The sequence below is a fragment of the Methylomonas sp. BW4-1 genome (assembly GCF_052474385.1).
This window is the reverse complement of sequence record NZ_CP184125.1, coordinates 4,530,278-4,555,523: the sequence shown is the minus strand read 5'-3', so window position 1 is coordinate 4,555,523 and position 25,246 is coordinate 4,530,278. Positions and strand designations below refer to the sequence as shown.

19 protein-coding genes are annotated in these 25,246 nt (G+C 47.2%); 16 read left to right on the top strand and 3 right to left on the bottom strand.

What is annotated here, in order from left to right; translation table 11 throughout:
* Window positions 1–89: 89 nt before the first annotated feature.
* The 14 genes from ACH5Y9_RS21055 to ACH5Y9_RS20990 all read left to right on the top strand — a co-directional run bounded on the left by ACH5Y9_RS21055 (window position 90) and on the right by ACH5Y9_RS20990 (window position 18,327).
* Entirely contained in the window at window positions 90–839 is a 750-nt protein-coding gene (locus ACH5Y9_RS21055; RefSeq protein ID WP_445367470.1) for an IS5 family transposase, read from the top strand.
* 151 nt (window positions 840–990) lie between these two features.
* Window positions 991–1,257, top strand: coding sequence for a hypothetical protein (locus ACH5Y9_RS21050; protein WP_445367469.1), 267 nt, complete (start codon window positions 991–993; stop codon window positions 1,255–1,257).
* 79 nt (window positions 1,258–1,336) lie between these two features.
* The gene (locus tag ACH5Y9_RS21045) at window positions 1,337–2,692 is read left to right on the top strand and encodes a hypothetical protein (RefSeq protein ID WP_445367468.1); all 1,356 of its coding nucleotides are present in this window, start codon (window positions 1,337–1,339) and stop codon (window positions 2,690–2,692) included.
* 657 nt (window positions 2,693–3,349) lie between these two features.
* Window positions 3,350–3,772 carry a helix-turn-helix transcriptional regulator gene (locus ACH5Y9_RS21040; RefSeq protein ID WP_445367467.1) on the top strand — a complete coding sequence of 141 codons (423 nt, stop codon included), beginning with the start codon at window positions 3,350–3,352 and terminating at the stop codon, window positions 3,770–3,772.
* A gap of 242 nt (window positions 3,773–4,014) precedes the next feature.
* Complete coding sequence (locus ACH5Y9_RS21035) at window positions 4,015–4,773, top strand: TnsA endonuclease N-terminal domain-containing protein (protein WP_445367466.1); 759 nt, start codon at window positions 4,015–4,017, stop codon at window positions 4,771–4,773.
* The gene (locus ACH5Y9_RS21030; protein ID WP_445367465.1) at window positions 4,736–6,739 is read left to right on the top strand and encodes a transposase; all 2,004 of its coding nucleotides are present in this window, start codon (window positions 4,736–4,738) and stop codon (window positions 6,737–6,739) included. The genes ACH5Y9_RS21035 and ACH5Y9_RS21030 overlap by 38 nt, the downstream gene beginning before the upstream one ends.
* Window positions 6,736–7,710, top strand: a complete 975-nt coding sequence (locus tag ACH5Y9_RS21025; protein ID WP_445367464.1) for a TniB family NTP-binding protein — start codon at window positions 6,736–6,738, stop codon at window positions 7,708–7,710. Before ACH5Y9_RS21030 ends, ACH5Y9_RS21025 begins: the two co-directional genes overlap by 4 nt.
* Before the next feature lie 242 nt (window positions 7,711–7,952).
* Window positions 7,953–8,993, top strand: a complete 1,041-nt coding sequence (locus ACH5Y9_RS21020; protein ID WP_205450216.1) for an IS481 family transposase — start codon at window positions 7,953–7,955, stop codon at window positions 8,991–8,993.
* 424 nt (window positions 8,994–9,417) lie between these two features.
* Entirely contained in the window at window positions 9,418–9,708 is a 291-nt protein-coding gene (locus tag ACH5Y9_RS21015; protein ID WP_445367463.1) for a nucleotidyltransferase family protein, read from the top strand.
* A gap of 257 nt (window positions 9,709–9,965) precedes the next feature.
* Window positions 9,966–11,687 (top strand): hypothetical protein, encoded by a 1,722-nt coding sequence (locus ACH5Y9_RS21010; protein ID WP_445367462.1) that lies wholly within the window; start codon window positions 9,966–9,968, stop codon window positions 11,685–11,687.
* A gap of 18 nt (window positions 11,688–11,705) precedes the next feature.
* Window positions 11,706–12,311 (top strand): hypothetical protein, encoded by a 606-nt coding sequence (locus tag ACH5Y9_RS21005; RefSeq protein ID WP_445367461.1) that lies wholly within the window; start codon window positions 11,706–11,708, stop codon window positions 12,309–12,311.
* Window positions 12,312–13,062: 751 nt separating this feature from the next.
* Window positions 13,063–13,320, top strand: coding sequence for a nucleotidyltransferase family protein (locus tag ACH5Y9_RS21000; protein ID WP_445367460.1), 258 nt, complete (start codon window positions 13,063–13,065; stop codon window positions 13,318–13,320).
* The gene (locus ACH5Y9_RS20995; RefSeq protein ID WP_319963242.1) at window positions 13,317–13,682 is read left to right on the top strand and encodes a HepT-like ribonuclease domain-containing protein; all 366 of its coding nucleotides are present in this window, start codon (window positions 13,317–13,319) and stop codon (window positions 13,680–13,682) included. Before ACH5Y9_RS21000 ends, ACH5Y9_RS20995 begins: the two co-directional genes overlap by 4 nt.
* A 67-nt stretch (window positions 13,683–13,749) precedes the next feature.
* Window positions 13,750–18,327: an AAA family ATPase gene (locus tag ACH5Y9_RS20990; protein WP_445367459.1), complete on the top strand. Its 4,578-nt coding sequence runs from the start codon at window positions 13,750–13,752 to the stop codon at window positions 18,325–18,327.
* A gap of 467 nt (window positions 18,328–18,794) precedes the next feature.
* Here the strand turns inward: ACH5Y9_RS20990 and ACH5Y9_RS20985 are convergent, their stop codons facing one another.
* Entirely contained in the window at window positions 18,795–20,141 is a 1,347-nt protein-coding gene (locus tag ACH5Y9_RS20985) for an IS5 family transposase (RefSeq protein ID WP_445367458.1), read from the bottom strand.
* Window positions 20,142–20,402: 261 nt separating this feature from the next.
* On the opposite strand from ACH5Y9_RS20985, the gene ACH5Y9_RS20980 reads away from it, so the two are divergent.
* Window positions 20,403–21,023, top strand: a complete 621-nt coding sequence (locus ACH5Y9_RS20980) for a hypothetical protein (protein WP_445367457.1) — start codon at window positions 20,403–20,405, stop codon at window positions 21,021–21,023.
* Between the two features lie 219 nt (window positions 21,024–21,242).
* Here ACH5Y9_RS20980 and cueR read toward each other — a convergent pair whose 3' ends face one another.
* Together cueR and ACH5Y9_RS20970 are read right to left on the bottom strand one after the other, a co-directional pair.
* Window positions 21,243–21,644, bottom strand: coding sequence for a Cu(I)-responsive transcriptional regulator (gene cueR, locus ACH5Y9_RS20975; RefSeq protein WP_445367456.1), 402 nt, complete (start codon window positions 21,642–21,644; stop codon window positions 21,243–21,245).
* Window positions 21,645–21,833: 189 nt separating this feature from the next.
* Window positions 21,834–22,658 (bottom strand): class I SAM-dependent methyltransferase, encoded by an 825-nt coding sequence (locus tag ACH5Y9_RS20970; RefSeq protein WP_445367455.1) that lies wholly within the window; start codon window positions 22,656–22,658, stop codon window positions 21,834–21,836.
* A gap of 581 nt (window positions 22,659–23,239) precedes the next feature.
* Here ACH5Y9_RS20970 and rep point away from each other — a divergent pair.
* Entirely contained in the window at window positions 23,240–25,246 is a 2,007-nt protein-coding gene (gene rep, locus ACH5Y9_RS20965) for a DNA helicase Rep (RefSeq protein WP_445367454.1), read from the top strand.

Below are 25,246 nucleotides of genomic sequence, written 5' to 3'. Positions count from 1 at the left end.
TAGGGGCTGTTGCCATTTTGAAACGATAGCCTTGAAATCGAACGGCTCTGCCTCATTGATTGATTTTTCAATCAGAAGACAAGTGAGCTATGCCGCGACAAATGTTTACGGATGCATACTGGAATAAATTCAAAGCCATCCTGTTAAGCCTGGGGATTTATGACAAGCCTTCGCTCAGGCAAACGGTAGAAGGGATTTTTTATCGCATGCGAGTCGGCTGCCCCTGGCGAGACCTGCCTGCCACGTTTGGTAAGTGGAATGCAGTCTACAAACGGTTTAATGCGTGGTCACTGCAAGAAAAACTGATGGGCATCTTTCGAGGCCTGGTTGTGGCACCGGATTTGGAATGGACCTTTATTGACGGCAGTATCGTGAAAGCGCATCAGCATAGTAGTGGTGCGGCTCATGAACAGGATGCCGCGATTGGGAAATCCGTTGCGGGTCACACCACGAAAATCCATATGGCCGTTGATGTCTGTGGGCTGCCTATTCATTTCTCGATCACCGGTGGTGAAGTCCATGACTGCAAAGAAGCGCCGGAATTAGTGGCTAAACTGCCTTTGGCTGACTACACGGTCGCTGACAAAGGCTATGACAGTGAACCTCTACGGATTCAAATTCGAGAGAAAGGGAGTGTCCCTATCATTCCTAGAAAACAAAATTCAATCGTCGGGAATGACGGAATGGATTGGTGCCTCTACCAATATCGCCACCGCGTTGAAAATGTCTTTGCGCGATTGAAACATTTCAGAGCCATCGCGACGCGATATGACAAATTGAAACGCAATTTTGAAGGCGTTGTCGCTTTGGCCTGCGCTTTTATTTGGTTACCCATGTAAAACGGCAACAGCCCCTAATCGTCTACCGGTTTCACAAGGAAAGTGATGTTTTGGTTAATGGTAGTTATGGGTTTGACTGCGTTTTCACCCCAAAATCAACCAGATATTCGGTTAACAGCTTAATAGCTTGTTATTTGCCATAGGAGAAAAGATGTTTTATCACATGAATCTTGCAGCCAAAGAAATTCACGAATACGACGGCAACGAATTCGAATTAGTTGTCTATCGTGCAGAGGAAGATGGACATTTAGAAGGTTACATTTCTTCGGGCGGTTTTAGTGATCGTATCGTCCAAATGTCTGGCGAGGTAGCCAGTGACATGAAATCGGTTTCAGGGAGCAACCCCGTAGCCATACTTATATCGGCCATGAAAGATGAAATCGCTGCAGGCAAATTCCCATTGCCAAGCAGCACATAACCCCTCGCTCAAAGGGACGCTCCGCTTTGCGCCCCTTTAGCTCTATACTAGCCAGCTTATTCCATATCGATAACCATCCATGTCTACCAAAGCCACCGGATTGCTGCTTCGCTTCGACGAAGAGCGGCGAAATGATCTTATTCTAGACACAGCGGATGAAGGCTACGAGTCGTTTTCCGATGCACTGAGCGTTCCAGACTGGGAGCTTGGGAAACTGAACATTGCCCTGCTTAGCTTTACTGACTCGACTATTGATTACATATCATTGGCGAAGAAAGGGAAGCGTGTTGTCACGTCTAAGAACCGCATTGATTTCTCTGGACTGGTCAATCTGAATGCGATTTCCATTCGTGCAGTTGAATCGCGTCTCAATGAAAGGCTTCAACGCTACTTCATTAAAACCTCCCAAGGCGCAGGTGGCATCATTCCACCCGCCACTTGGGCGGCACTAATCTCCGCAATTAAAGCCGAGCGACCAAATTTGGTGGAAGACATTGACCGAATCTTGTCCCTACGGCGATATTCAGGTTATCGCCTGAATGGTGAGGCGGCAGACATTCTACTTCAAGAGCGCGAGGCTCTCGGCATTGCCTTGGACATCTTTTCTGGAAGCAACCTACTCCGCAATCAGGTATTGAGCGAATGGGTTCCTTACGACGATACTGTCGTTGAAGTGAACGAGAGCGCTGCAACAGCGAAGCTAGCCAACCTTGGAACTGGGCGCTCGTCATTCATGAAGGGAATTCCGCAGCGCTACGTTCAAGAAGAGTCGGCAATACAGCATGACCTGTTTAACTGGCCGGGCATGTCGCCACAACATGAAGCGGGCGTATCGGTATTTGAACAAGGTGGCAGGCGGCTTGAAGTCCATTATGCAAACAGAAATGCGCTCGAGCACACGCTCGGCGTAGATCTCATCTACTACAACGAAGAATTCCAACTCTTTGCCTTGGTTCAGTACAAGCTGATGCGTGAAGAAGGAAGCGTTGTTCTATATCGGCCAGATAATCAGTTCCGTGCTGAACTCGCACGCATGGACCAGGTGTACAAATCCATCCACAACGCTGCTCCAATTCAGTCTCACCAAGAATATCGCCTTAACGACGATGGATTCTTGCTAAAGCTGGTACCCGCGACTGGTCTAAGACCGGCGTCTGGGGAACTTATCAAGGGAATGTACATTCCTCGGGAATACATGCATTTCTTAGTCGGGCCCAATGGGCCTAAAGGTTCTGGTGGCGGCACTCAAATTACGTTTACGACTGCACCCCGATATCTCACCAACTCGCAGTTTGCCCAAAGCATTCACGCTGGATGGATTGGTACAAGAGGCATTCAAAGCGATACCCTGGCAGCGACGTTCCGAGAGTTTTATGAATCTGGACGAGCTCTTCTGGTGGCTTATGAATCAAGGTTGCCCCGGCCTTCATTGTAGGTGCCAGATCGATAATTCAGACGTTATGTGACGGGTTTCGGTCTTATTGCGGACATACATTGAAATCGTTGAATTTAGTAAAGTGGCCGGTAGGCGCTACTGGCAGGTTTCGGTTGAAATGCCTGGAGGTTTTGAAATTGGAATAGGTGACGGATTTCATCGGAATTCGCAATTGCGTTATAAAAACAAGACAATTTCAGCGTGCCGGTGTCGCGAACTCCACTTGTCTCCAAACCTCTCGATCTCTGGCCTGTAAGGCCTGTTTTGCATATTCATCAGGTCAATATCGGCCGCTAAATCCAAGACAGTTTCAGCGTACCAATCTCTCGAATTCAAAAAAATTTTGGTATCAAATTATTGTTTGGGCCCAGCGCTATCGCCATTTTGTAAGAAATTCATTTCATATATGGCTGCTCACGATTGATTTATAAGTAAGTTTGCCGGCTTGTCGGACAAGGTTTTTCTGGAAAATCTTGCGTAAAAATAGAATATCCCTGACCAATATACCTAATTCGCAGTACCAAAATATATACTTCCGTACTACCAAAATGCATGTATTTGGTTGATTCACAAAGCATTTGTCTTTTTAAGGCTGTTGCTTACTGGTCGGATTTTTATTATTCTTGGGTTAAGACTAATTCCTGATTCAGTTAAAGCATGAGTCCATTTTCCCAAAGCTTAATTTCGCTTCGTTCACGCTATGGCATACGCCAAGGCGAACTTGCCGAAATGGTTGGGTATGAACAAAGCTATATTTCCGCACTCGAGGTTGGCCTGAAGGGGCCGCCCACAATAGAGCTTGTAGAACGTATATGCGACGTGCTGTCGCTTTCGCCTGAAGAACGGCAAAAATTGCATGAGGCGCGGGAGGCATCTCAACGCAAATTCACAATCGACTTGGATACCAGGGAAGACGTGTACTGGATGTTTAAGGACTTAAGAGAATATCTATCGGAACTGTCGGAAGCGCAAGTTCGTGTGATTCGCGAAATTGTACGTTTTCGCGATCCGCAAAAGCCGCAAATTGTCAGATCAATGCGTAGAACAAAACGTCACAAAGTCGAGGAGGCTGCCATGTAAAGCGAGACAAACCTTGCGGCTTGCCCCGCTTTGGGAAGCATCTAACGATACTACCGATTAGCATCTCCAGTATCGCTACAACCTCCCCCCAGCGTCAAGCCATTTTCATCTTATAACCGGTTTCCAACACGTTCATTTGACCGTGTTCAGGTCTTTTTGTGCCTAAAAATCGGTATGTCATATACAGCAGCTGGAGATGTAGGGTTGAGCTTGCTCTGCTTTCATCTCCAGAAGGAGCAGTCATGTCAAAAAATCTTTGGCAGGGAGCTTGGCGTGGAGGTCAACCTGATGGCGACATCCATAAAAGAGCCAGAAATATCATCACCCCATCCGGCGGGATCGTTCGTGGAAAATTTCCCAGTCGTAAGAACGGGCGGATGGTTCACCACGAAGGTTTGCTTGAGCTGGAAGCGATTTATCTTTTCGAAACTTCGCCGAATATCGTTCGGTATCGAGAACAACCCGTCACCATCCACTATCCGGATGAAGCAAGGTTGCGGCGCTATACGCCTGATTTTGAGCTGGTGTTGACTACCGGAGAAATCATATTCATTGAGGTGAAGCCGACACGTAGCCTTCAACATGACGATGTACAGCACAAACTTGACCGTGTAGCCGAGTACTTGCGTCGATCGGAAACCACTTTTGTCATTTTGACCGATCAAGTTATTCGGCAGGAACCTCGATTATCAAATTTACGCTGGATCTATCATCGGGCTCGACGAATTCCACCATCGCTGGATGCCATGACGGTTGCCATCAATAAGATACGTCATCGTTTTCCTATATCGATTGCAAAGGCAACAAACTTGCCATTGACAATGTGTACTGATCCTTACAGCCGATTTATCGAGGTAAATGATATAGATCCTTACAGTCTACTGCTAGCCGGCCATCTGCGCTGTTCTTTGGACCAACCTATTTCTCAAGACACCCTGATTGAATTGAATATGGAGGCAGACAATGGCTGGTTTTGCATTGCACAAGAATACGGTTTTTGATTGGAATGGTGCTGAATATCGAATTGCTCGGCTTCAACCCAACGGCGAATTGCTGATAGAACGTGTTACCGATGGCTGTTTGTCCATCGTCACGCGGGAGACGATTTTAAACGAATATGGGGAGGGTAATGTTTCTGCGAAACCGGCTCAGCTCACCATAAGGGATTCGGCGCCATTATTTTCGCGACCTCTGGATGAATTATCCGAAAGCGTACGATGTGAAGCCTTACGTCGACGCCGCTACATTGAACATATATTGGGACATGGTGATCCAGTTTTCACAACGACTTACCTCAAACCGTTGATTGAACAAGCTGCGGCTGAAATGGAGGACCGTACGCCACCCAGCGCAACCTCTGTATATCGTTGGTTCCGGCGTTACCGGTCGACAAATGACACTCGAGCGATGATTCCGCGTACCGATCTTCGTGGGCTTAAGAAGTCGCGGCAAAATGATCGTATTCTTCAACTCGTATCCGAGGCAGTGGACGAGGCATTAAAAGTATCGCCGCAGGCTTCCGTTCCAACTATTTACACCAAATTCCTGGCCAAGCTTGAAGCCGAGAATGCGAGGACGTCGCGGAATGAGCAGATCAAGCCCTTTACGATGCGGACGCTTTATCGGCTTCTTGCAAGAGTGGGGGCTTACGAAATAGCACTCCTCAAAGAGAGTAAGGCGGTAGCCGATAATCGCTTTCGGATCGGCAAAGCCGGTGCGAAAACCTCCCGTATCCTGGAGCGGGTTGAAATTGACCATACGCCGCTTGATCTATTCCTGATCGACGAAAAAACTTGGCTGCCGTTAGGTAGGCCGACATTGACAGTGATAATCGACCACTATAGCCGAATGTTGCTTGGCTACTATTTGAGTTTCGATAGTCCCTCGACTGCTGCGGTAATGGGCGCACTTCGGCATGCCATTTTGCCCAAAAATCCGGCTACCCCCGCGATGCCATCATTAAAAACAGAAAATCGCTGGCCTTGTTACGGATTACCAGAAGTTTTAGTGGCAGACAATGGGTTGGAATTCCACAGCAACGATTTGGAAAGCATCGCTTACGACTTGGGAATCCGTATCCAATATTGCCCCAAACATACGCCGCGTTTCAAAGGAGTGGTCGAGCGCTATCTCAAAACGATTAACTATTTCTTTGCCCACCAGCTACCGGGTACCAGTTTTGCTAAGTTTTATCTGCGCGGCGATTACGATTCGCAAAAGGCCGCCTTGATGACCTTTGCCGAATTCAATCACATCTTCGAAAAATGGCTTGTTGATATTTATGCCCAAGATAGGCATCGAGGGATAAATACAACGCCTTGGGCTCGATGGCACGAAGGCATTTCCCATTATGAGCCGGTACTTCCTGATGATTTACGCACTTTGCAGCGCCGTATTGGCCTAGTTGCTGAACGGTCATTGCGTCGCGACGGGATTTTTTTAAACGGTATCCGTTATAGCTCAGATGAACTCGGTCCCATACTGCGAGCCTTTGCTGAAGGCGTTAAAGTCCGTGTGGTCTATGATCCGGAAGATTTGGGCGAAATTCAGGTATGGGGACCTAATGATGCCGAGCCGGTCGCGGTGAAAGCACTCGATTACGAGTTTGCTAAGGGGCTTACCGTCAAACAGAACGAATTTATTCGCAAACATTTGCGTGAGCAAGGTGAAGCCACAGTTGATCGCGTCGCCCTTGAACGGGCACGATCTGAATTGTCACGATCGATCGAAGAATTGATGACCAATCGCAAACATGTGGCCAGACGTCGTAGTGCCGCTTTACGCGGTATTAGCAGCAGCAAACCCAGCGGATCGGAAACCCCAACCATCAAAAAATCGGATACCTCTCAGCTACCGAAGCCTAAAAAACTTAAATCTCCCAAGCTATTCGACGAGGGATCGCAACCGACGGCACCTGACATCATCACTTCGTTCCAACTGAAACGCAATCCCGGAGAACCAGAATGAACTTCAAAGAAATTTTCGACGAGCTACAACGTTTTGATGAAGAATACATTCCTTTTCCACCCTTTGTCGTCGCGGTCGATGCGGTTAAAGTGAATCTTGCGCTGTTTCGAGAGACCGGCATCGCTCAGCATTTGCTGGTTCTTGGGGAAAGCGGGGCCGGAAAAAGCAGTATTTGCCGATGGATCGAGCAGCAATATCCTAAGTTTACATTGCCGGATCGGGATGTCACTCCGGTACTGATTGTGTCGGTTCCTTCGGCAGCCACTATATCAAGCATGGCCTCGGCTCTGCTTGAAAAACTGGGTGATCCGGCAGCAACCACCGGTACAGTTTCAGCGAAAACGTCGCGGGTCATTACGTTATGTAGGGCCTGCAGGGTGGAAATGATCTTGTTCGACGAAGCCCAGCATATTCACGACCGAGGCAAAGCTACCACGCATTACATGGTAGGCGACTGGTTAAAATCGTTAATCGATCAGACCGGTGTTCCAACCGTGTTTCTTGGCTTGCCTCGTCTCGAACAAATCTTACAAGTCAATGAACAATTACGGCGGCGCTTTTCCCGGCGAATTCGCTTAGCTTTGGGCCAAAGTGACAAAAGTTCCATTCACGCCGAATGCCTCCAGTTGTTTCGTTCATTGGGTTCCTGCCTACCACTCCCCCTGATGTGTGGCCGGTTTGGTTGGGATGAACTGGGTATGCGCTTGCACTACGCCAGCGATGGCCGTGTTGCCTACATCAAGAAACTCTTGGCCACCGCGTTGAGAATCGCATTGGAAACGGAAGTGAAGGAGATTGGGCCACAATTGCTGGAGCAAGCCTTCACCGAGGAGCTTTGGTGGGAGGGCGTAGGCAAGCTGAATCCCTTCAATCCAGAGTTTGAGTTCCGCCGCCTGGATCGGGGTAATGAGCCGTTCGAATCCGGTAATTTCAGTAGTGCTCGTAAACGTCGTAAGGAGGCGGTATGTTGATTCCGTTTAGTGATTACCCTGTTAGTCCACAATTGGAGCAAGGGGAAAGCCTATTTGGTTATGTTTACCGTTTTTATACTGCCAATGGACATAGGGTTCCGGACGTTGTTCGTAAGTGGCTCTTTACGTTGTTTTATCTGTATTAGTCACGACTTGATCTGACACATCGACTTGAAAAGATGAGAGTTACCGGTTTTGATAGGGGTGTCGAATCCTTACACAAAACACAAAAGGTAACTCTCATGATCCATACAAACAATCCGATCATTAAACACAAAGCGGGGCTGTTAAATTTAGCCCAAGAACTGAATAACGTCTCCAGAGCCTGCAAGGTGATGGGTGTCTCGCGCGATACGTTTTATCGTTATCAAGAGCTGGTAGCCGAAGGTGGCATTGATGCCTTAATCGACAAAAACCGCCGGTCTCCGAATCTGAAGAATCGCGTCGATGAAAGCATTGAGCTGGCAGTGAAAGCCTATGCGGTTGAGTGGCCAGCGCATGGACAGCATCGAACCAGTAATGAACTGCGTAAACAAGGGGTATTCGTATCCGGCAGCGGCGTTCGCTCCATCTGGTTACGGCATGACCTGGAGAACTTTAAAAAGAGGCTTAAAGCACTGGAAGCCAAGGTAGCCGCCGAAGGGTTAATGCTGAGCGATGCGCAGATTGCGGCGTTGGAGAAAAAGCAGCAGGATGATCAAGCCTGCGGCGAAATCGAAACAGCCCATCCCGGTTACCTGGGTTCGCAGGATACCTTTTACGTTGGCAACCTCAAAGGGGTTGGGCGGATTTACCAGCAGACTTACGTGGACACCTACAGCAAAGTCGCTCACTGCAAACTGTACACCACCAAAACGCCGATTACTGCCGCGGACATCCTGAATGACAAAGTATTGCCGTTCTATGAAGCCAACGCATTACCCGTTCTACGCATTCTGACGGATCGCGGCACAGAATATTGTGGCAAGGTCGAACAGCATGATTATCAGCTATACCTGGCGATCAACGACATCGACCATACCAAAACCAAGGCCATGTCGCCGCAAACCAATGGGATTTGCGAACGCTTCCACAAGACCATCTTGCAGGAGTTCTATCAGGTCACGTTCCGCAAAAAGCTCTATAGCGACCTGGATGAACTCCAAAAAGATCTGGACGAATGGCTGGTTTATTACAACAATGACCGAACTCATCAGGGCAGAATGTGCAACGGCAGAACGCCGATGGATACCTTGCTGGATGGAAAACAGATTTGGGCTCAAAAAAATCTGAACCAAATCTAATCTGACAGACACCCCGCAAAAACGGTAACTGTCAGATCAGGTCTGAGCTAATACATGTCAATACGATGGTGTCAACTCAAATATTCGATTTCGTTCATCTCACTCTGTTCAGGTAATAGAGAACCTATTACAAATAGAGAAACTCGCGCACGGGTCTCTTGCTTTGTCTCTTTTGGCTTCGGCGTTTTAATAGTTGCAGATTGCTGGGCTATGTCCAACAATTAGCTGAAGTATTCAACAGTTTAGGGGGGATGGCAAGGGTGAATTTCCGTCTACTCGACGACGTTAAAGAAGCGTTTAACATCACCTGAAAAATTTTCATTTTCGAAGACAGCTTTAATAGAAACCGCGACAATGGAAATGGGCAACCCATTCGAATTGAAGGAGAAAATTACATGGTGTTTTGTATGACAAAGTTACACTCGTGAGACCATCAGAAGCGCTGGAATTGCATCGCATAGAGATACGCCAGATGGTTGAACGGTTTCGCGCAGTCAATCCAAGGATTTTTGGATCTGTGCTTCATGGGACTGACCGCGACGACAGCGATCTTGATTTACTGGTCGATATCTTGTCTGGTACGACTTTATTTGATCTTGGTGGTCTGCAGGTCGAATTGCAAGACTTACTTGCTGTAAGAGTCGATCTTGTGACTCCTGGCGATCTTCCGTCCAAGTGGCGCGATAAAATATTGTACGAAGCCCAAGCGATATAACATTTTGGTTATGACATAGATGAATGTCGGTTTTGGGGTGTAGAGTATTGGCCTTATCGACCCGTTGCGGTCTGTCTTCTGAAGTGATTCAATTGCAGGGGTATGGTCTTTCCCGGCCATCATTTTTGATCACCGAATGATATACAGAAAGGAAAATTGCATGCTAACTGATCAACTATCTCACAAATGAGTCTTAGTTTGGTGATTTACGGAAGCTATTTAATTACAAGTTAGGCAGTCAAAGGAGTCAGCATCATATGTCGCAAAATTTGCTTGATACTGCCACTGGTGGGAGTATTGCCTTAGCAGCTATCGCTGCCTTTCTTCCATTACTTTTGTCCTTTGGCTCGGCATTGAGACCCAGTGTTAAACCCGAAAGTGCTCACCACTTTTTCCTTTATGATGGCGGACTCGATACTGGCAAGTTTGTAACTGGGACGGTTGGTTACTCGATGCAGGTGGCGTCTATTTATTTATTCCTGCTATGGTTCCAATCGTATGGGATTTACGCCTTCATTGTCCCGCTAGCTTGGTTTGCGGGTTATGTCTTAATTGCTATTCTTGTAAGCCTAAAGCTCCTTGATCGGTTTTTGAGATTCCAATCTGATTCGGTCGTCACTATTCACGGTTATGTAGCTGATGCGTTTTTGGGACGGAAATGGTTGGCAAAATTGTTAGCCATAACCTCACTTTGCGGACTGGGCGGAACCATGCTGGCCGAAATCGATTATGCCCTAACATATTTTGTTTTTCCCGCTCTTACAGTTGAGCCACCAAAAGGCGGTTTCGCCATTGTTTGTTTTGTTTTAGTTCTTTTGACGGCAGGCTCGTACATTATGTGGGGTGGTTATAGAGCAGCTATAGATACCGATATTTTTCAGGTTAAGGTTGCATATATTTTCATAGGAATAGTTGCTGCTTCGTTATCTTTGAATGCGGCAAAATCTGGAAATTGGTGTCTGGCTCTAATAGTCTCTTGCATCGTTATAGCCTTTTGTGTTTATGCAGCTAATCGTCGTACCTATCTCTTTCATATCGATCCAACCTATGAGACGCATAGGTTCGACCGAGGAATTTTCTACGTTCTTGCCATACTAATTTTTAGCGCCGCTATTTATGGTTTTTATATTCGTGGTGAACCAAGCACTGGTATCCCTATCGGCAGAGAAGTCTTTTCCAGACCCAATAATCTACCCTTGGGATTTGGCATATGGGGAGTTATTGCCTTGGTAGTCACTAACGCTACGTGGCAGTTGATCGACATTTCAGCACTCCAAAGACTTCAGTCCCTTAAATTCAATGCGGATAATCCAAGCGAACGTAACAAATTATCGAGCGGCTTAATCGCCGCAGGGGTGGAAGGAACGGGCTCTTGGTGCTTGGTTCTGGTTTTAGCAATTCTGACAAAGGCAAGTGGAGTTGAAAGCCCTAATATACTTTCTGTGTTAAGTGAAACTTGGTTTCTTGTTCCAGCATTTATCTATATTGTAGTTGCGTTTATGCTTTCTACACTCGATACACTAATTGCTGCATCCGGGTTTGTGTTTCACTACGACGGCACTCGTCATTGGCTTCCAGAAAACTCCTTCAACGACGAACGAGAACTGAACTGGGCACGTTATGGAACCATGAGTTGCCTGATTGGGGTTGGTATTTTATATTGGTGTATACGCAGTCACTACGGTGACGACCAAGCTAAACTTAGCAGCATCGTTTACGCGATTTATGCTATCCAGGCATCTGTTCTTGGGCCTGTTTTGGTGGCGATATTCGCCCCTGTTCATCGCCGTAATGTTTGGTTTTCCGTATTCGGACTATTGGCGGGATGGATTGCATCTTTTTACACGACTATCTGGGCAGAAAAACCACTCTTCGATATGCCGATGGACTCATGGTATGTTTTCCCACCGTTTGCGGTCTCTATCAATGTCCGCGGTCATCAGCATATTTGGATGCTTGTTTACCAGTCAAAACGATAATATCCAGCGGGCAGAGTAATGGAGTTTTTTCTCAAAGAGTTTGACACCCTTAGCCATTTGGATGTTCGGGAACCCATCGCGTGGATATTGTATTTAGGAATTCTTTCCATCCTCTTATTCCAATATTATCGGGAAGGCTCTGATGTTTTTCGCGAATACGGACGTCTTCATCGAGAAATATTGAAAGAACAAAGCCTGAAAGACATCTATACAGATACCTGGAAGCAACGCATAAAAGCTGCGACGCATCTCTTTAATATTGATAATTGGCTGATTTTGACCTCGTTTTTGTTATTGATTCAGTTTTTAGGATTAATGATTCTTTTGCAAAATTCCCATCCGCAAAATAATAGCAAATTTGAATTGCAAAACGTTTCCTCATCATTTCAGTCAGCGGTGGTCGGATTTTCGACCATTCAGGCTTTAGACACATTGGTTTCTGACCCCGTTAAGTCTAAAAGTGCTAACACAGGAAAGTCCCAAAATAGGACACCCCGCGCTGAAGCCCAATATTTACTAGGAATGGCTTTTATCGTATTTTGCATAGCTGTAGCTCTACTAGTAAATCGAGCCAAATTTGTAGCACTTAGAATAATGTATGAATTTGCTTGCCAGAACAGATAAGTTGCAAATTTTTAATTAACCCAACTCTCGAAAGGTGCCTGTATGCCCCCATCTGGATACAATAAAACTCAAGCCGAATCAGTATGTTATTTTTTTCGTTCATGCGTCACCTCATTGGTTGAGGAAAATACTGGTCGCCGAGATCCTAAAACGGCTATTTTGCGTGAGATTCATTCTATAAGTCACGATTTAACGCATGAGAAGCGTTCTAGATTTGAGCGTGACCTACTTAGCCTAACTCGTGAGTTTTATGAAACCTTGCTCATAGACTGCCCCCAACTATTTGATGAACTAATTGAACACGCAGAAGATTGTTTGTCTCATTTCCACTCAAGAATTCTCGGTATACACGTAGAAACTCTTCCAGAAGGAAAGTTTCGAACACAAAGCGCTAAGGTTGAAAGGGATGTGAAATCTAGTGCGCGAACGGTTGGTGTCTAACATTACGCTCAAGCCGACCCGCTCTAACTATCTCCAGCGGGACGTTGAGCGATCGGTCTAAGGCCACCTTTTATCATTGATTTCAAAAGCGTGATGATCGGCTTATCCCCGAATTTGCTCTGTCAGAATGATGGGCTCGAAATTTTTCAATTTTAGTGGCACAAAATCCGGAATTTTTCATTAATTGTGTCAAAAGTGGATATTATGTGTGACACAAATAATGAAAAATCGCTTTAAAATCAATGGATCATTTTTCAATCATTATGGCACCCGACAGGTGAAACCGTCGGAAGCATTAGATTCAAAACGCATGGCGATACGCCAAATTGTGGATCGTTACAGAGTGACCAATCCGCGCGTATTTGGATCGGTGCTTTACGGTACAGACTGCGACGGCAGCGACCTGGACTTGCTGGTAGATACGTTGCCCGGTGCCACACTATTTGATCTTGGCGGACTACAACTTGAACTGGAAGATTTGCTGGCAGTTCCGGTCGATCTTCTGACTCCCGGCGATTTGCCCGCCAAATTCCGCGAACAAATATTGGCCGAAGCTCAACCCGTATGACGGTCAACCGCCTTGCCGATTACCTGGAACACATGCGACAAGCCGCATCCGATGCTTGTGGTTTCGTTGAAGGTTTAAGCAAGGCAGAATTTCTTGCCGACAAACGTACACAACAGGCGGTGGTGATGAGTTTGATCATCATCGGTGAAGCCTCAACAAAAATAATGGATCGATATCCTGCCTTCATCGAGAAGCATGCGAATGTGCCTTGGCGAAACATGCGCGGTATGCGCAATCGCATCGCCCATGGTTATTTCGAAATCAACTTTGAAGTAGTTTGGGAGACGGTTTGTTCAGCCTTGCCTGAGTTGTTAAAACAACTATCAATAGTGTCTAGCAATGTCGACGAAGAACATCGTTAATTCCAAAGGACATTTCGCAGTTGCTCACACTATCACTGCCGATTTGTTCTTGAGAGACATTTTCTAAATGATAGTTGGTGGAATACCCGACAAACTTGGCAATCGGTATGAAGCGAAATGGCTGGTCCGCTGCCTGATAGACGTAATTGCCGGTAAGGCAAATTGGCTTAAATTCGAAGGTATTGATACGGAATATCAAGGCTTTGAATTTGCTCTTTCGCATGGCGATATTACTGAATGGCATCAGACAAAGATCAATGCACCTGCCGGAAACTGGACGCTCAATCTTCTAAACCGTGAAGGTATATTGAAGGCGTTTGCAGAGCGGCTATCGGCGGATCATAAGGCCTATTGTTTTTTTGTTTCGCAAGACAGCGCTAAAGACTTCAGGACGCTGACAGACAAAGCCCACTTAGCCGAGTCGTTTAATCAATTCATTGACGATGCACTTGCGAATGAGGAAAGAGATAGGACATTTCCGAAACTCTATGACTTTTGGCGTCAAACACCAGAAACTGCATTTGAATGGCTAAAACGATGCTATGTCAAAGTCATACCAGATAGTGAGTTAGACGCTATCAATGAGTCTTTTGGCGATCTGACTTTTCAACAAGGAGGTAAATCCGCCTTTCCCGTACTGCGCGACATTCTCGAAAAGAATTTCAATAAACAATTATCGACTGATACGCTTCGTGAAGCTTTGAAACAACAAAGCGGTTTGAGATTTAAAGAATGGGCGTTTGATCCTACTATCCAACGGCGATTGCACGAAGAAACTGATGCCTATCTCGGCACCTATTCCCCTTTCGGCGCCGGTAATGAAATTATTACAAGGCCGCAGACACAATCACTAATTGATGAACTGCTAACTGACAATGGGCTTGAATTGATTTTACTTGCCGGTGTTGCTGGTTCGGGAAAGTCAGGGATTGTACGCGCTGCCATCGAAAATCTTCGGCGACTAAATATTCCTCATTTGGCGTTTCGAGTCGATCACCATTTACAGTGTGTTAGTCGTGAAGCATTAGGAAAAAAATTGATTGGGCGAGAGGAAAGTCCAGTCACTACCTTGAAGGGGACTTTCCCTAGCACGCCATCGGTTTTATTCATCGATCAAGTCGATGCCATCAGTGAAGTATCAGGGCGCGATGGTCAAATAAAAGAAGTTGTCTTCCGCTTAATTCAGGACGCTCATCATTTCAGTAACATCAAAATAGTCGCAGTTTGTCGGACATTCGACTTGGATAGTGATCCCCGATTAAAGCATTTGAAAGCCAATAACCGCACTCGGCAAATCGACATACCTTTGCTAGATTGGGGTGCCGATGTTGAACCGCTGTTAAAAAAGAAAGGTGCTGAAATTGCCATCTTCAAAGAACCGCAACGCCGGTTACTGTGTTTGCCTGTCAATTTGGCAGTGTTTTTGGAAATCGGCGAACCCGGATTGTCATTTCTGTCTCGTTCGAGTTTGCATGAAGCGTTGCTGAAGAAGAAAGAACGAGAAATTCCTCGGCAACGCCAAATTAGCTGGTCTCCGATCAGAGCCTTTACCGCATTATGCGACTGGATGACCGAGCAGCAACAATTGAGTGCTCCCTTATCAGTATTGGATGACTATCAAAGCGCAGCCGATATTTTGGTTTCGGAAGGTTTGATCGTCGTTTCTCGCGGCCATCTGAATTTTTTTCATGAAAGTTTTTTCGACCATATTTTTGCCAGGGCTTTTGTCAATCGACATCAGAGTTTGGTCGAATTATTGAATTCGGCAGAACAGTATCTGTTTCGACGTACGCAGGTCAGGCAAATTCTCGAATCCCTACGCCAAAACGATCTCCAAAGATATTTGACCGAATTATCCGAGTTGCTTTCCAGTTCTAGTGTTCGTTTTCACATCAAATCGGCAGTCTGCCAGTGGCTAAATTCCGTGGAAAATCCGACGGACTCGGAATTCCGGATTATTTCAAAGTTCGATCAAACGCCGGATAAATTTCATCCCCTGTTTCGGCAAGCAGTTCTATCGACTAACTGGTTTCATTTATTAAATGACAGCGGATGGATTAATAAAGAAATCAATGGATTGCATAATGAGCGTGTTGAAAGAATATTGTGGTGGCTTGGTCATTTAGCTAATGATCATCCACAAGCAATTGCTGAATTACTAAAGGCGTGGTGGGGCGGTAAGCCCGAGCGGGCTGAGCGGCTACTGAATTGGTTTGGATTTATTAGCCCTGACAAACCTGATGGTCAATTGATTGATCTATGTGAAGAACTCATTCTTTCGCGTTCGGATGACCTATTGCACTATCAAAATGATGATCTGGTATCAACGCTGCTACATACCTGTAGCAAAAGTTCGCCTGAACATTGTGGTCGGATTTTGCATGCCTTGTTCGATACTTGGTTTGCGCTTGATAAAGAAGAAATTCCATTTATAAACAATGACTTTGGTCAATTAATCGAACATGGTATAAACGAAATTGCAGGTCAAACTCCGCTTGCGATTCTGCTTGGAACTACGGATGCATTGATAAAAGCCATAAATACAGTGGCCGAATCCGAAGATAGCGTTCAAAGCTGGCAGTTTAATCATCGAGCGTATTCCAATCATCACTTTGGATTCGATAGTTTTTTAGCTTGTTACAGATCAGCACTAAAGCAGGTGCTGAAACAAAGCCCTGAAATAGCAGTCGATTATCTGGATAAACTCGATCCATTCAAGCATGAATGCCTGATGCATCTTCATTTGGAAGCGATTCAAGCTAATCCTGTCGTGCTGGCACACCGGTTACGAAATCTAGTCAGTCACAACAGTGTTTTCGACGCCGGTTTTGATGGTGCAGATTGGTGGTCGTTTGCACATGCTTGCCGAGAGGCTTTTCCGTTTCTGGATAGGGAAGCAAAACTTACCGTGGAATCTGCAATTCTAGGTCGATATCCGGAAATTGAGCGCGGTATTGAGCTATCGAATCGGATTAAAGCAGAAGGAGAGTCACTTCCCTTCTGGACAAAGAAAGATGTTGCAAGGTGCTTAAACTTTTCTGGTTATCAGCAATGGTGCATTCTGGAGACGATAGGCGAAAGTTTATTATCTCCAATTGCACTATCTCGACTCCAAACGCTTCGCCGTAAATTTCAAAACAAAAAAATCGAACAACCATTAAACCACAATGTGTATTCGGTGGGATCTCCTATCAAGAATGCTCAATGTGAAAGAATGAGTGACAAAAATTGGCTGGCAGCCATTGAGCGTTACAACGATAAAACTGAAAGACGTAGAGGTCCAGGTTTTGTTGACGGCGGTTCTGATGAGCTTGCCTACCAACTTCAGGAATTGACTAAAATCCAGCCTGAACGCTTCGCGGCGCTAAGTTTGAAAATTCCCGTTAGTGCACCCGTCTGTTATATCGAACGGATTTTATGGGGATTGGCTGAAGCAGAATCAGCTACAGATAATTCAATGATACAAGTTATCAAGTACGCCGATCAGCATCCGACTAAAGCTTTTGGCCGCGCGATAGCTCGGATAGTCAATAAGCGTTCTCACATTGCAGCCGATTCTGAAATTCTCGAAATCATGCTCAAACTTGCATTACAGGGAGAGGCAGAAGGCGAATCTATTAATCACGAATATACCAAACGTGAAACTATTACTATCGACACATTGCTGCAATCGGTCGGTGGGTTATATCTGCGAGGTATAAACGGAACGCGCGGTCAAATGTGGGAGGCTTTAGCCAATGTGTTATGGGAAATGCCCGAAAATACTTCTAAAATTTGGGATGTATTAGATATTGCTTTGGATAGTGAGCCGTTAGTCAGCGTGCGTTGTAGCATGATGAAAACCCTGACTCCGTTATTCAAGGCCGATAAAACCCGATTTTCCGCTTCGATACGAAAGTTAATCATCTTGCCCTGTAACGTGGTCGAAAACAGAGATGATACTTGCCTATCCCCACTGGTTACTCACCAAGGCATTTATCTTTTTCCACATATTTTTTACTGGTTGCCGGAGTTGGGCAAAGAATTAGTGGAGCGATTGCTGGGATGCGGTGATGAAAACAAACAACTCATAGCTGCATGGTTGATATTTTGTGAAAGCTATCGAAATGATGCCTATATTGCTCAGGCTGAAAGCCTTGCTGCCTCAAGCCTACAGCATCAACGATTATTGGCAGATGTCACCGCCGATGCATTTAGCTGGACGGATAATCGCCGCCGAGCGGAAACTCTTCTGCAAGGCTTTTTCTTCGATAAAGACAAACAAGTTCGTAAACATGCATCCGATGTATTTAGAAAAACAGATAAAACCGATATTGAGCCTTATCGCAAATTAATCGAGAGTTTCATAACATCCCCGGCTTTTTTCGGAAACTCTTACTTTGTATTACGAATATTGGAAGACGCGACAAACGATGTGCTTGAGCTGGTTATTTCTGTAAGCAAACGTTTGATCAACGATGCGAGTAATCAGACTAATCAACGACTCACCGACACACACCATTTGCAAAGCCTTATTAAGAAAGAATATACGGCATCAGAATCCCGCCCTGAAGCCCGTCGAAGAATTCTGGATGTTATCGATGAAATGTTGATCAATGAAATTTATGGTGCTGATGATGTTGTGGCTGCGCATGATCGCTGGTAGTTATGGTTAAAACATTGTCTAAATAAAAGAAGCAAATTAGGTTTTAATTCGGATTTAGTAGATTAAAAGTTGTTCCGAATGCACTCCCACGAGCCCCGACCGCATATAAACCCAACCCGTTGGCGTATAAAAAACTCTCGGCGGCACCCCCAACAAGTCCGGTGGTACCTTCATGCTTCTTGGCTGCACCTTCGAGCCTGGTGGGGGTGCCTTCCGGATTTGCGCAGGTGCGTTCCAGACATTGGGATATGCCTTCCGGGGATTTTTATATGCCGCCGGGACTGTTTGGAATGCGTTCGCGGTGGTCGGCAACCCGCACGGGTGCTTCGGAAGTCACTACAAAGTAAATGGCTATGCCTTCGGGTAATTTTAAAATCCAAAAACGCGACATTTAGCCGCACTTGTGTAAGTCGAGAGCTTATCTAGTCGTCCCTGAAAAAGCCGAAATTTTTCAGGAGCGACGCCCCTCAGGCGAACGATAAAAATGGTTCGGATGAAAATGCGCCCCAAAGCCGAGACAGCGACTGCCAAACATGAGGCCAAAAAATCCTCAACCGCCTGAGGATCAAACGGATGTTGTGGCCGGCACCGCACAGGATGGCATGCAATGCATCGCCCAGTTCGCCTTTCAGGTAGTTGCGCCCCAATAATCCGTCGTTCTTCAAGTGGCCGATGATCGGCTCGATGGCGTTGCGACGTTTCAGGGCCCGTTTGAGTCGTCGGGTATCCACGCCGCGTTTTTGCCGGGCTTTGTAAATCGTGACCCCGGGTACCTCGACCCCACGATAACCCAAGTCCACAAACGCTTCTTTGGCGCGTGTGCCGCTTAGAATTTCCGCCTGTTCCAGACAGGATTCCAGGGTGTGACCATCATAGGGATTGCCGGGAAAGCTACGTGCACCCAGCACGAAATTGCTTTTGTTGGTGACGGTGATACCCACTTTAACGCCGAACTCATATTTTTTGTGGACCTTGCCTTTGGCAATGCATTCCACTTCCGGGGCGTGAAAACTGTACAGTTTGTTTTTATCCTGCGGTTGCTGATTCAAAATCCGTTGGGTTTTCTCCAGCGTTTCTTTGAACGCCCCTTTGACAGCGTCGGATTGATTGTCCAATTGGCGCTCAATGTCACGGTAAACCCGACCCACCAGGGTTTTCAGTTGTTTGAGCATTTTGCGTTTGCGCTTCATGTGCTTGGCATGATGGTAGCGGTTGGCCATTAGCAGCAAATACGGAGCCTTGCGGTTATAGTTTTGCCGCAACGGAATCTCATGCTGCTCGGCTAAACGCACCAGATGCTGGCGGCAGCGTTCGTACAATTTGCCATCGGTTGGATACGTGATGGCTTTTTCTTGAACCGTGCTATCGACCGTCACCGATTCAAAATCCTGTTTTTTCACGGTCTGACTGTCGACACCTGCTTGAATGGTCACCATTAACATCCACTCGCAACCGGCTTCACCGATCCGCTTCCGCCAATAGGTCAGCGAGGTGGGGTGACAAGGCATCTGGTGTTGGAAGTACTCTGCGCCACAAAAATATTGCCAATAGGGATTTTCCAGCCATTGCGCCACGACCGCTTCGTCGGAACGGGCAAACGCATGTTTAAGGTAATGAAGTCCAGCAATCAGTCGCGTGGGCAAGGCGTGCGCCCCTTGATTCTCTGTGAAAAACTCGCCAAAGGCGTCATCCAGGACTTTCCAGTCGATCAGATGAGCCAGTTGGTAAAGTTCGTGTTTTGGATTTAACAGGTCGGCCAGCGGCGTGTTGAATAAATCGATTTGTCCGCTCGTTTCTTGGGATTTTGGCTTCATTTTGAATAAAAATTTGCAAGAAATTAATATCTATTTTACCCGTTTCTTGCAATTATTACCCGGCTTTTTTATTAAATATCCAATGTAATTCAATGTGTTAGTGTTGATTTTATGACTTTTCAGGGGCGACTATCTATACTCTTGGGCGACATAGTTTTAACGCTAGTTATTCCCTTCGATTTATTCCAATACTTCCGCCGGCGATTCGGCCTGTTGGCCGTTGTCTGGCGTGCTTATCGTTTATTTATAAGGAGCACACTGATGGCTAAATCAGATTATTTCCCCCGCCCGGATGGCGAGTTATTGATATGGCATGATCGGTTTATCCTCAACCTTGCGTCTTTGAAAAGCCAGTTGGGTTTATCCGACGAGGACATAGCCGCCTGCAATACCGAGAATCAAGAACTGCATGGCAAAGTGTCGGCCGCCAATATTGCCGCTGCGGCCGCGCATCATGCGACTGCCGATAAGCAGGCTTATCGCGGCCAATTCGAGAATAAGGTAAGAGCATTGGCGCGGCGCATCAAGGCTCACCCCGGTTATACAGAGGCATTGGGTAGTCTGTTGGGTATCGTTGGTGCGGAAATCAATACGGATTTAACCGACGCCAAACCGGTGCTGAAGGCTGCCGATCAGACCGGCGGTAATGTGTTACTGAGTTTTCAAAAATTCAAAAGCGACGGCATCAATATCTATTCCCAGCGTGAGAACGAAAGCGAATTTGTGTTTCTAGCCCGCGACACTCAAACCCGTTATGTCGATAACCGCCCGCTATTGGTTGCCGGCAAGCCTGAGCTGCGCCGTTATACGGCGGTTTATGTGGTGAAAGATTTGGAAGTGGGCCAATACAGTGACGAATTGGTGGTGAGTTGTGCACCGTAAGCGTACTTCAATTCTAAGTGTGTTCGATTTTAGGGGATGCGTGATTCAGCCTTCGCTGGTTTCCCCGGTTTAGACACCTCATATTCGACAACGTCTATCTTTGCCCTTATTAATCAGACTGTTAAATTCCCTGGCTCCGTCATTTCCGCGTATTTGCAGATCCGGAATCAGCAAAACGGGGAGGCAACCAAGGGAGAATAATCGCTGGGTTATGTAGTCTTAAACCAGCTGGTTGCCGAGTACCAATGTATCGATAATCGGGCAATCCGGTTTATTGTCCCCGCTACAGGTCTGAGCCAACCGGGCCAGAATGTCGCGCATTTCGGCTAATTCGGCAATGCGTCGATTCAAATCGTCGACATGGGATTGGGCCAGCGCTTTGACATCGGCACTGGCTCTTGCCGGGTCTTGCCACAGCGAAACCAGATCGCGGATTTGCTCCAGCGAAAACCCCAGCCCCCTAGCTCGTTTGATCATCCGCAACACTTGCAAATCGGTATCGTTGTAGGTCCGGTAGCCCGATGCGGTGCGCACGCTTTTTTTGATCAGTCCGATACCTTCGTAGTGACGAATCATTTTGGCGGATACGCCGGTCATTTTCGCAGCTTGGCTGATATTCATCGCTCACTCTCCAATAGGGGGACTCAGCGTTGCGGGCGGCCAGTTCGCTGCCCGCTAGCGGGTTCGGTTAATGCCTGACGGATTGCAATAAGCCGGCGGGTTACCGCGATGGGAAGGACAAGCGATTTTTTTGCTTTTTTAGTCCCTGGTATTTTTTGAAAAAATCGCTCATGAAAAAAACGCAAGGCTCTAAACGACAGGTTTATCGGCGACGGCATAAATCACATTGGCTGAAATCTCAGTAACCGATTGGCTCACTAATTGGTCGAGATTGGCCTGTTTCACCTTCTGTAGCTGTTCGCTATTGAGCTGATCCAAGGTTCCCCGATAACCGCTACCCATCGCCAGGGTCCACCAATCCTCAGGCTCAGACAGAGCATGAGTCGCGGTTTCGGCAGAAATGTGCACTTCGGTTAAACCGGCTTCGGCCAGCATGTCCAACAGTCCTTTCGGTGTGGAAATACGATCCCAAGGATTAAAGTCTTTATAGAGTTCGGGGCGTTGTTGGCGGATGGCTTGCCAAAGCGAGGTGTTGGCTGGCTCGAATAAATCCGGTCCCCAGGTCGTAATAGCCAATCGCCCGCCTGGCCGGACCTGGCGCCATAATTCTTTGACGGCGGCGGCCATATCAGGTACGAAAAAGATCCCAAACACGCAAACGACGGCGTCGAAATAACCATCGGGATAACCTAGAGCAAGCATATCATGGACCCGAAATTCCAGATTCTCAAGACCATCGGCTTGGGCTTTATCGGCTGCCCGAGTCAATAGTTTTTCTGCCAAATCGACCGCAACCACTCGGCCATCCGAGCCGACCATCCGCGCGGCCGGTAAGGCTGAAGCACCGGTTCCGGAACAAACATCCAATACTTGGTCACCTTGCCTCAAACCTATTCGCTCAATGGTGCTATGACCGAAACGGTTCCAAAACGTGTTGGCCGGGTGATCGAATAAATCGGCGGCTGTGTTATAAGCATGTGCGGTTTTCTGATTGGCTACCCAATGTGATTCCATTTCAACCTCCTGAAAAAGTATTCAAATTTTAGTCATGGATAGTCACCTTACCTCGGAGACCATCCGGAGGCATCAATCTAAAGGTTTACATAATGGGAAGGTCAAGCAGAATTAAGGCTTAACTATGATCGCTAGATGAACAATCTGCTCGGATCGTCGCCAGATCAACTACTGAACACCAGATTCAAAGCCTGGCGGGGTATTTAATCAGCGTTGCCCCAGGGAATAAGGCCGTAACGGCGCCAAGTAAAAAGTATGGCAACAAGATTGACGTGTGTCATGTTCATTTGTTTGTTGCCCCACGTAGAGCAAAGCGAAGCTTTTTGCCCGTCCGTTTGACTGCCATGTTAGGCACTGTCTTTTCTCATCATGCGCTTTAGAATTGGTAGTCGGTAAGCCGACGTCCTTGATTTCGCTGACGCTGCATTGAGGCTGCACGACTCTCGGTGCTATGTCTCCGATTTCCAAAAAGACAATGTGCTCCGCGAGCTCCCATTAAGCCAACGCCCATTCGCCCAAGTTCACACAATTTTAGCTAGCCCTGCGATAATGGCCGGCCTGTCAATAACCCCTTTGTTTTCGTGTCCCCCAAACTCAACCCCCAACAACTCGCTGCCGTTAAAACCATCGATCATCCCTTGTTGGTACTGGCCGGTGCCGGTAGCGGCAAGACGCGGGTGATTACTGAGAAGATCGCTTATCTGGTTCAACAGGGCACGCCGGCGCGGCATATCGCGGCGGTGACTTTTACCAACAAGGCGGCGCGGGAAATGAAGAGCCGGGTCGGCAGGCTGATCGATGACAAAGCCAGTCGCGGCTTGCGGGTATCGACTTTTCATTCCCTGGGCTTGGATATTCTGCGCAAGGAACACAAAGCCCTGGGCTACAAAGCGGCGATTACCTTGTTCGACGAACAGGACCGGCTGACCTTGCTGCGCAACTTGATCAGCCATGGCGTCGGCGGCTGCGACATTGATAATGTGGAGCAGTACAACTGGCAAATCGGCCAGTGGAAAAACGCCTTTGTGACGCCCATCCAGGCTTTGAGCCAAGCCGATGCCAACAGCTTGCCGGCGGCGCTGCTTTACGAGGCGTTTACCCGCAGTTTAAAGGCCTATAACGCCACCGATTTCGACGATTTGATTTTGTTGCCGGTGTTGCTGTTTCAACAACATCCCGACGTTTTGGAGAAATGGCAGAACAAAATTCGCTATCTGCTGGTGGACGAATATCAGGATACCAACATCACCCAATACCAATTGGTCAAGCTATTAGCGGGTAATCTGGGCCGCTTTACCGTGGTGGGTGACGACGACCAATCCATCTATGCCTGGCGCGGCGCGCAACCGGAAAATCTCAGCCAGTTGCAAAAAGATTACAGCCGCTTGCAAGTGATCAAGCTGGAACAAAATTACCGTTCCGCCGGAAGGATTTTGAAGGTGGCCAATCAGTTGATCGCCAATAATCCGCATGCGTTCGAGAAAAAACTCTGGAGCGAGTTGGGCTACGGCGATCCGCTGCGGGTACTAAGCCATAAAAACGACGTGGCAGAAGCCAAGCAAGTGACTGCCGAGATTGTGCATCATCGCTTCAAGACCGGTGGCAGCTACGGCGACTATGCGATTCTGTATCGCGGCAATCACCAGTCACGCTTGTTCGAGAAGGAATTGCGCGAGAACAACGTGCCCTATTTCATCAGCGGCAGCGCTTCGTTTTTTTCCTACGCCGAAATCAAGGACGTACTGGCCTATTTACGGTTATTGGTTAATCGGGATGACGACGCGGCGTTTTTGCGGGTGATCAACACCCCGCGCCGGGAGATTGGACCGACCACGCTGGAAAAGCTGGGAGCTTACGCCAACGAGCGGCATATCAGTCTTTTTGCAGCCTGCAACGAGTTAGGCCTGCAACAACGGCTGCCGGAAAAGTCGGTACAACGCTTGAGCAAGTTTTGCGATTGGTTGAAAGAGACGGCGATCAAGGTCGAGCGCGAGGATACCTTTGTCGTGATCAACCGGATGATAGACGAGATCAACTATTCGGCTTGGTTACAGGAAAACAGCAAAACCCCCGCTTCCGCCGAACGTAAACTGAAAAATGTGTATGAGTTAATCGAATGGCTGCAGCGTATCGCCACCAAGGAGCAAGGCAGTGAACAGTCGCTGGCCGATGTGATTGCCAAGGTGATGCTGCTGGATATTCTGGACCGCAATCAAGAAGACGAAGCCGGCGACCAGGTCAGCTTGATGACCTTGCATGCCGCCAAAGGCCTGGAGTTTCCACACGTGTTTTTGATTGGCATGGAGGAAAACCTGCTGCCGCATCAAAACAGCATCGAAACCGATAATATCGAGGAAGAACGGCGCTTGGCGTACGTGGGCATTACCCGCGCTCAGCAGACCTTGACCTTTAGCTATTGCACGCATCGCAAACGCTTCGGTGATCTGACTGAGTGCGAACCCAGCCGGTTTTTAAACGAATTGCCGGAAGAGGATTTGGAATGGGCCAACAAAAAACAGTTGCCGCCGGAAGAAATTAAACAGCGCGGCAAGGCCAGCCTGGCCGCGCTGAAAACGATGCTGAATTGA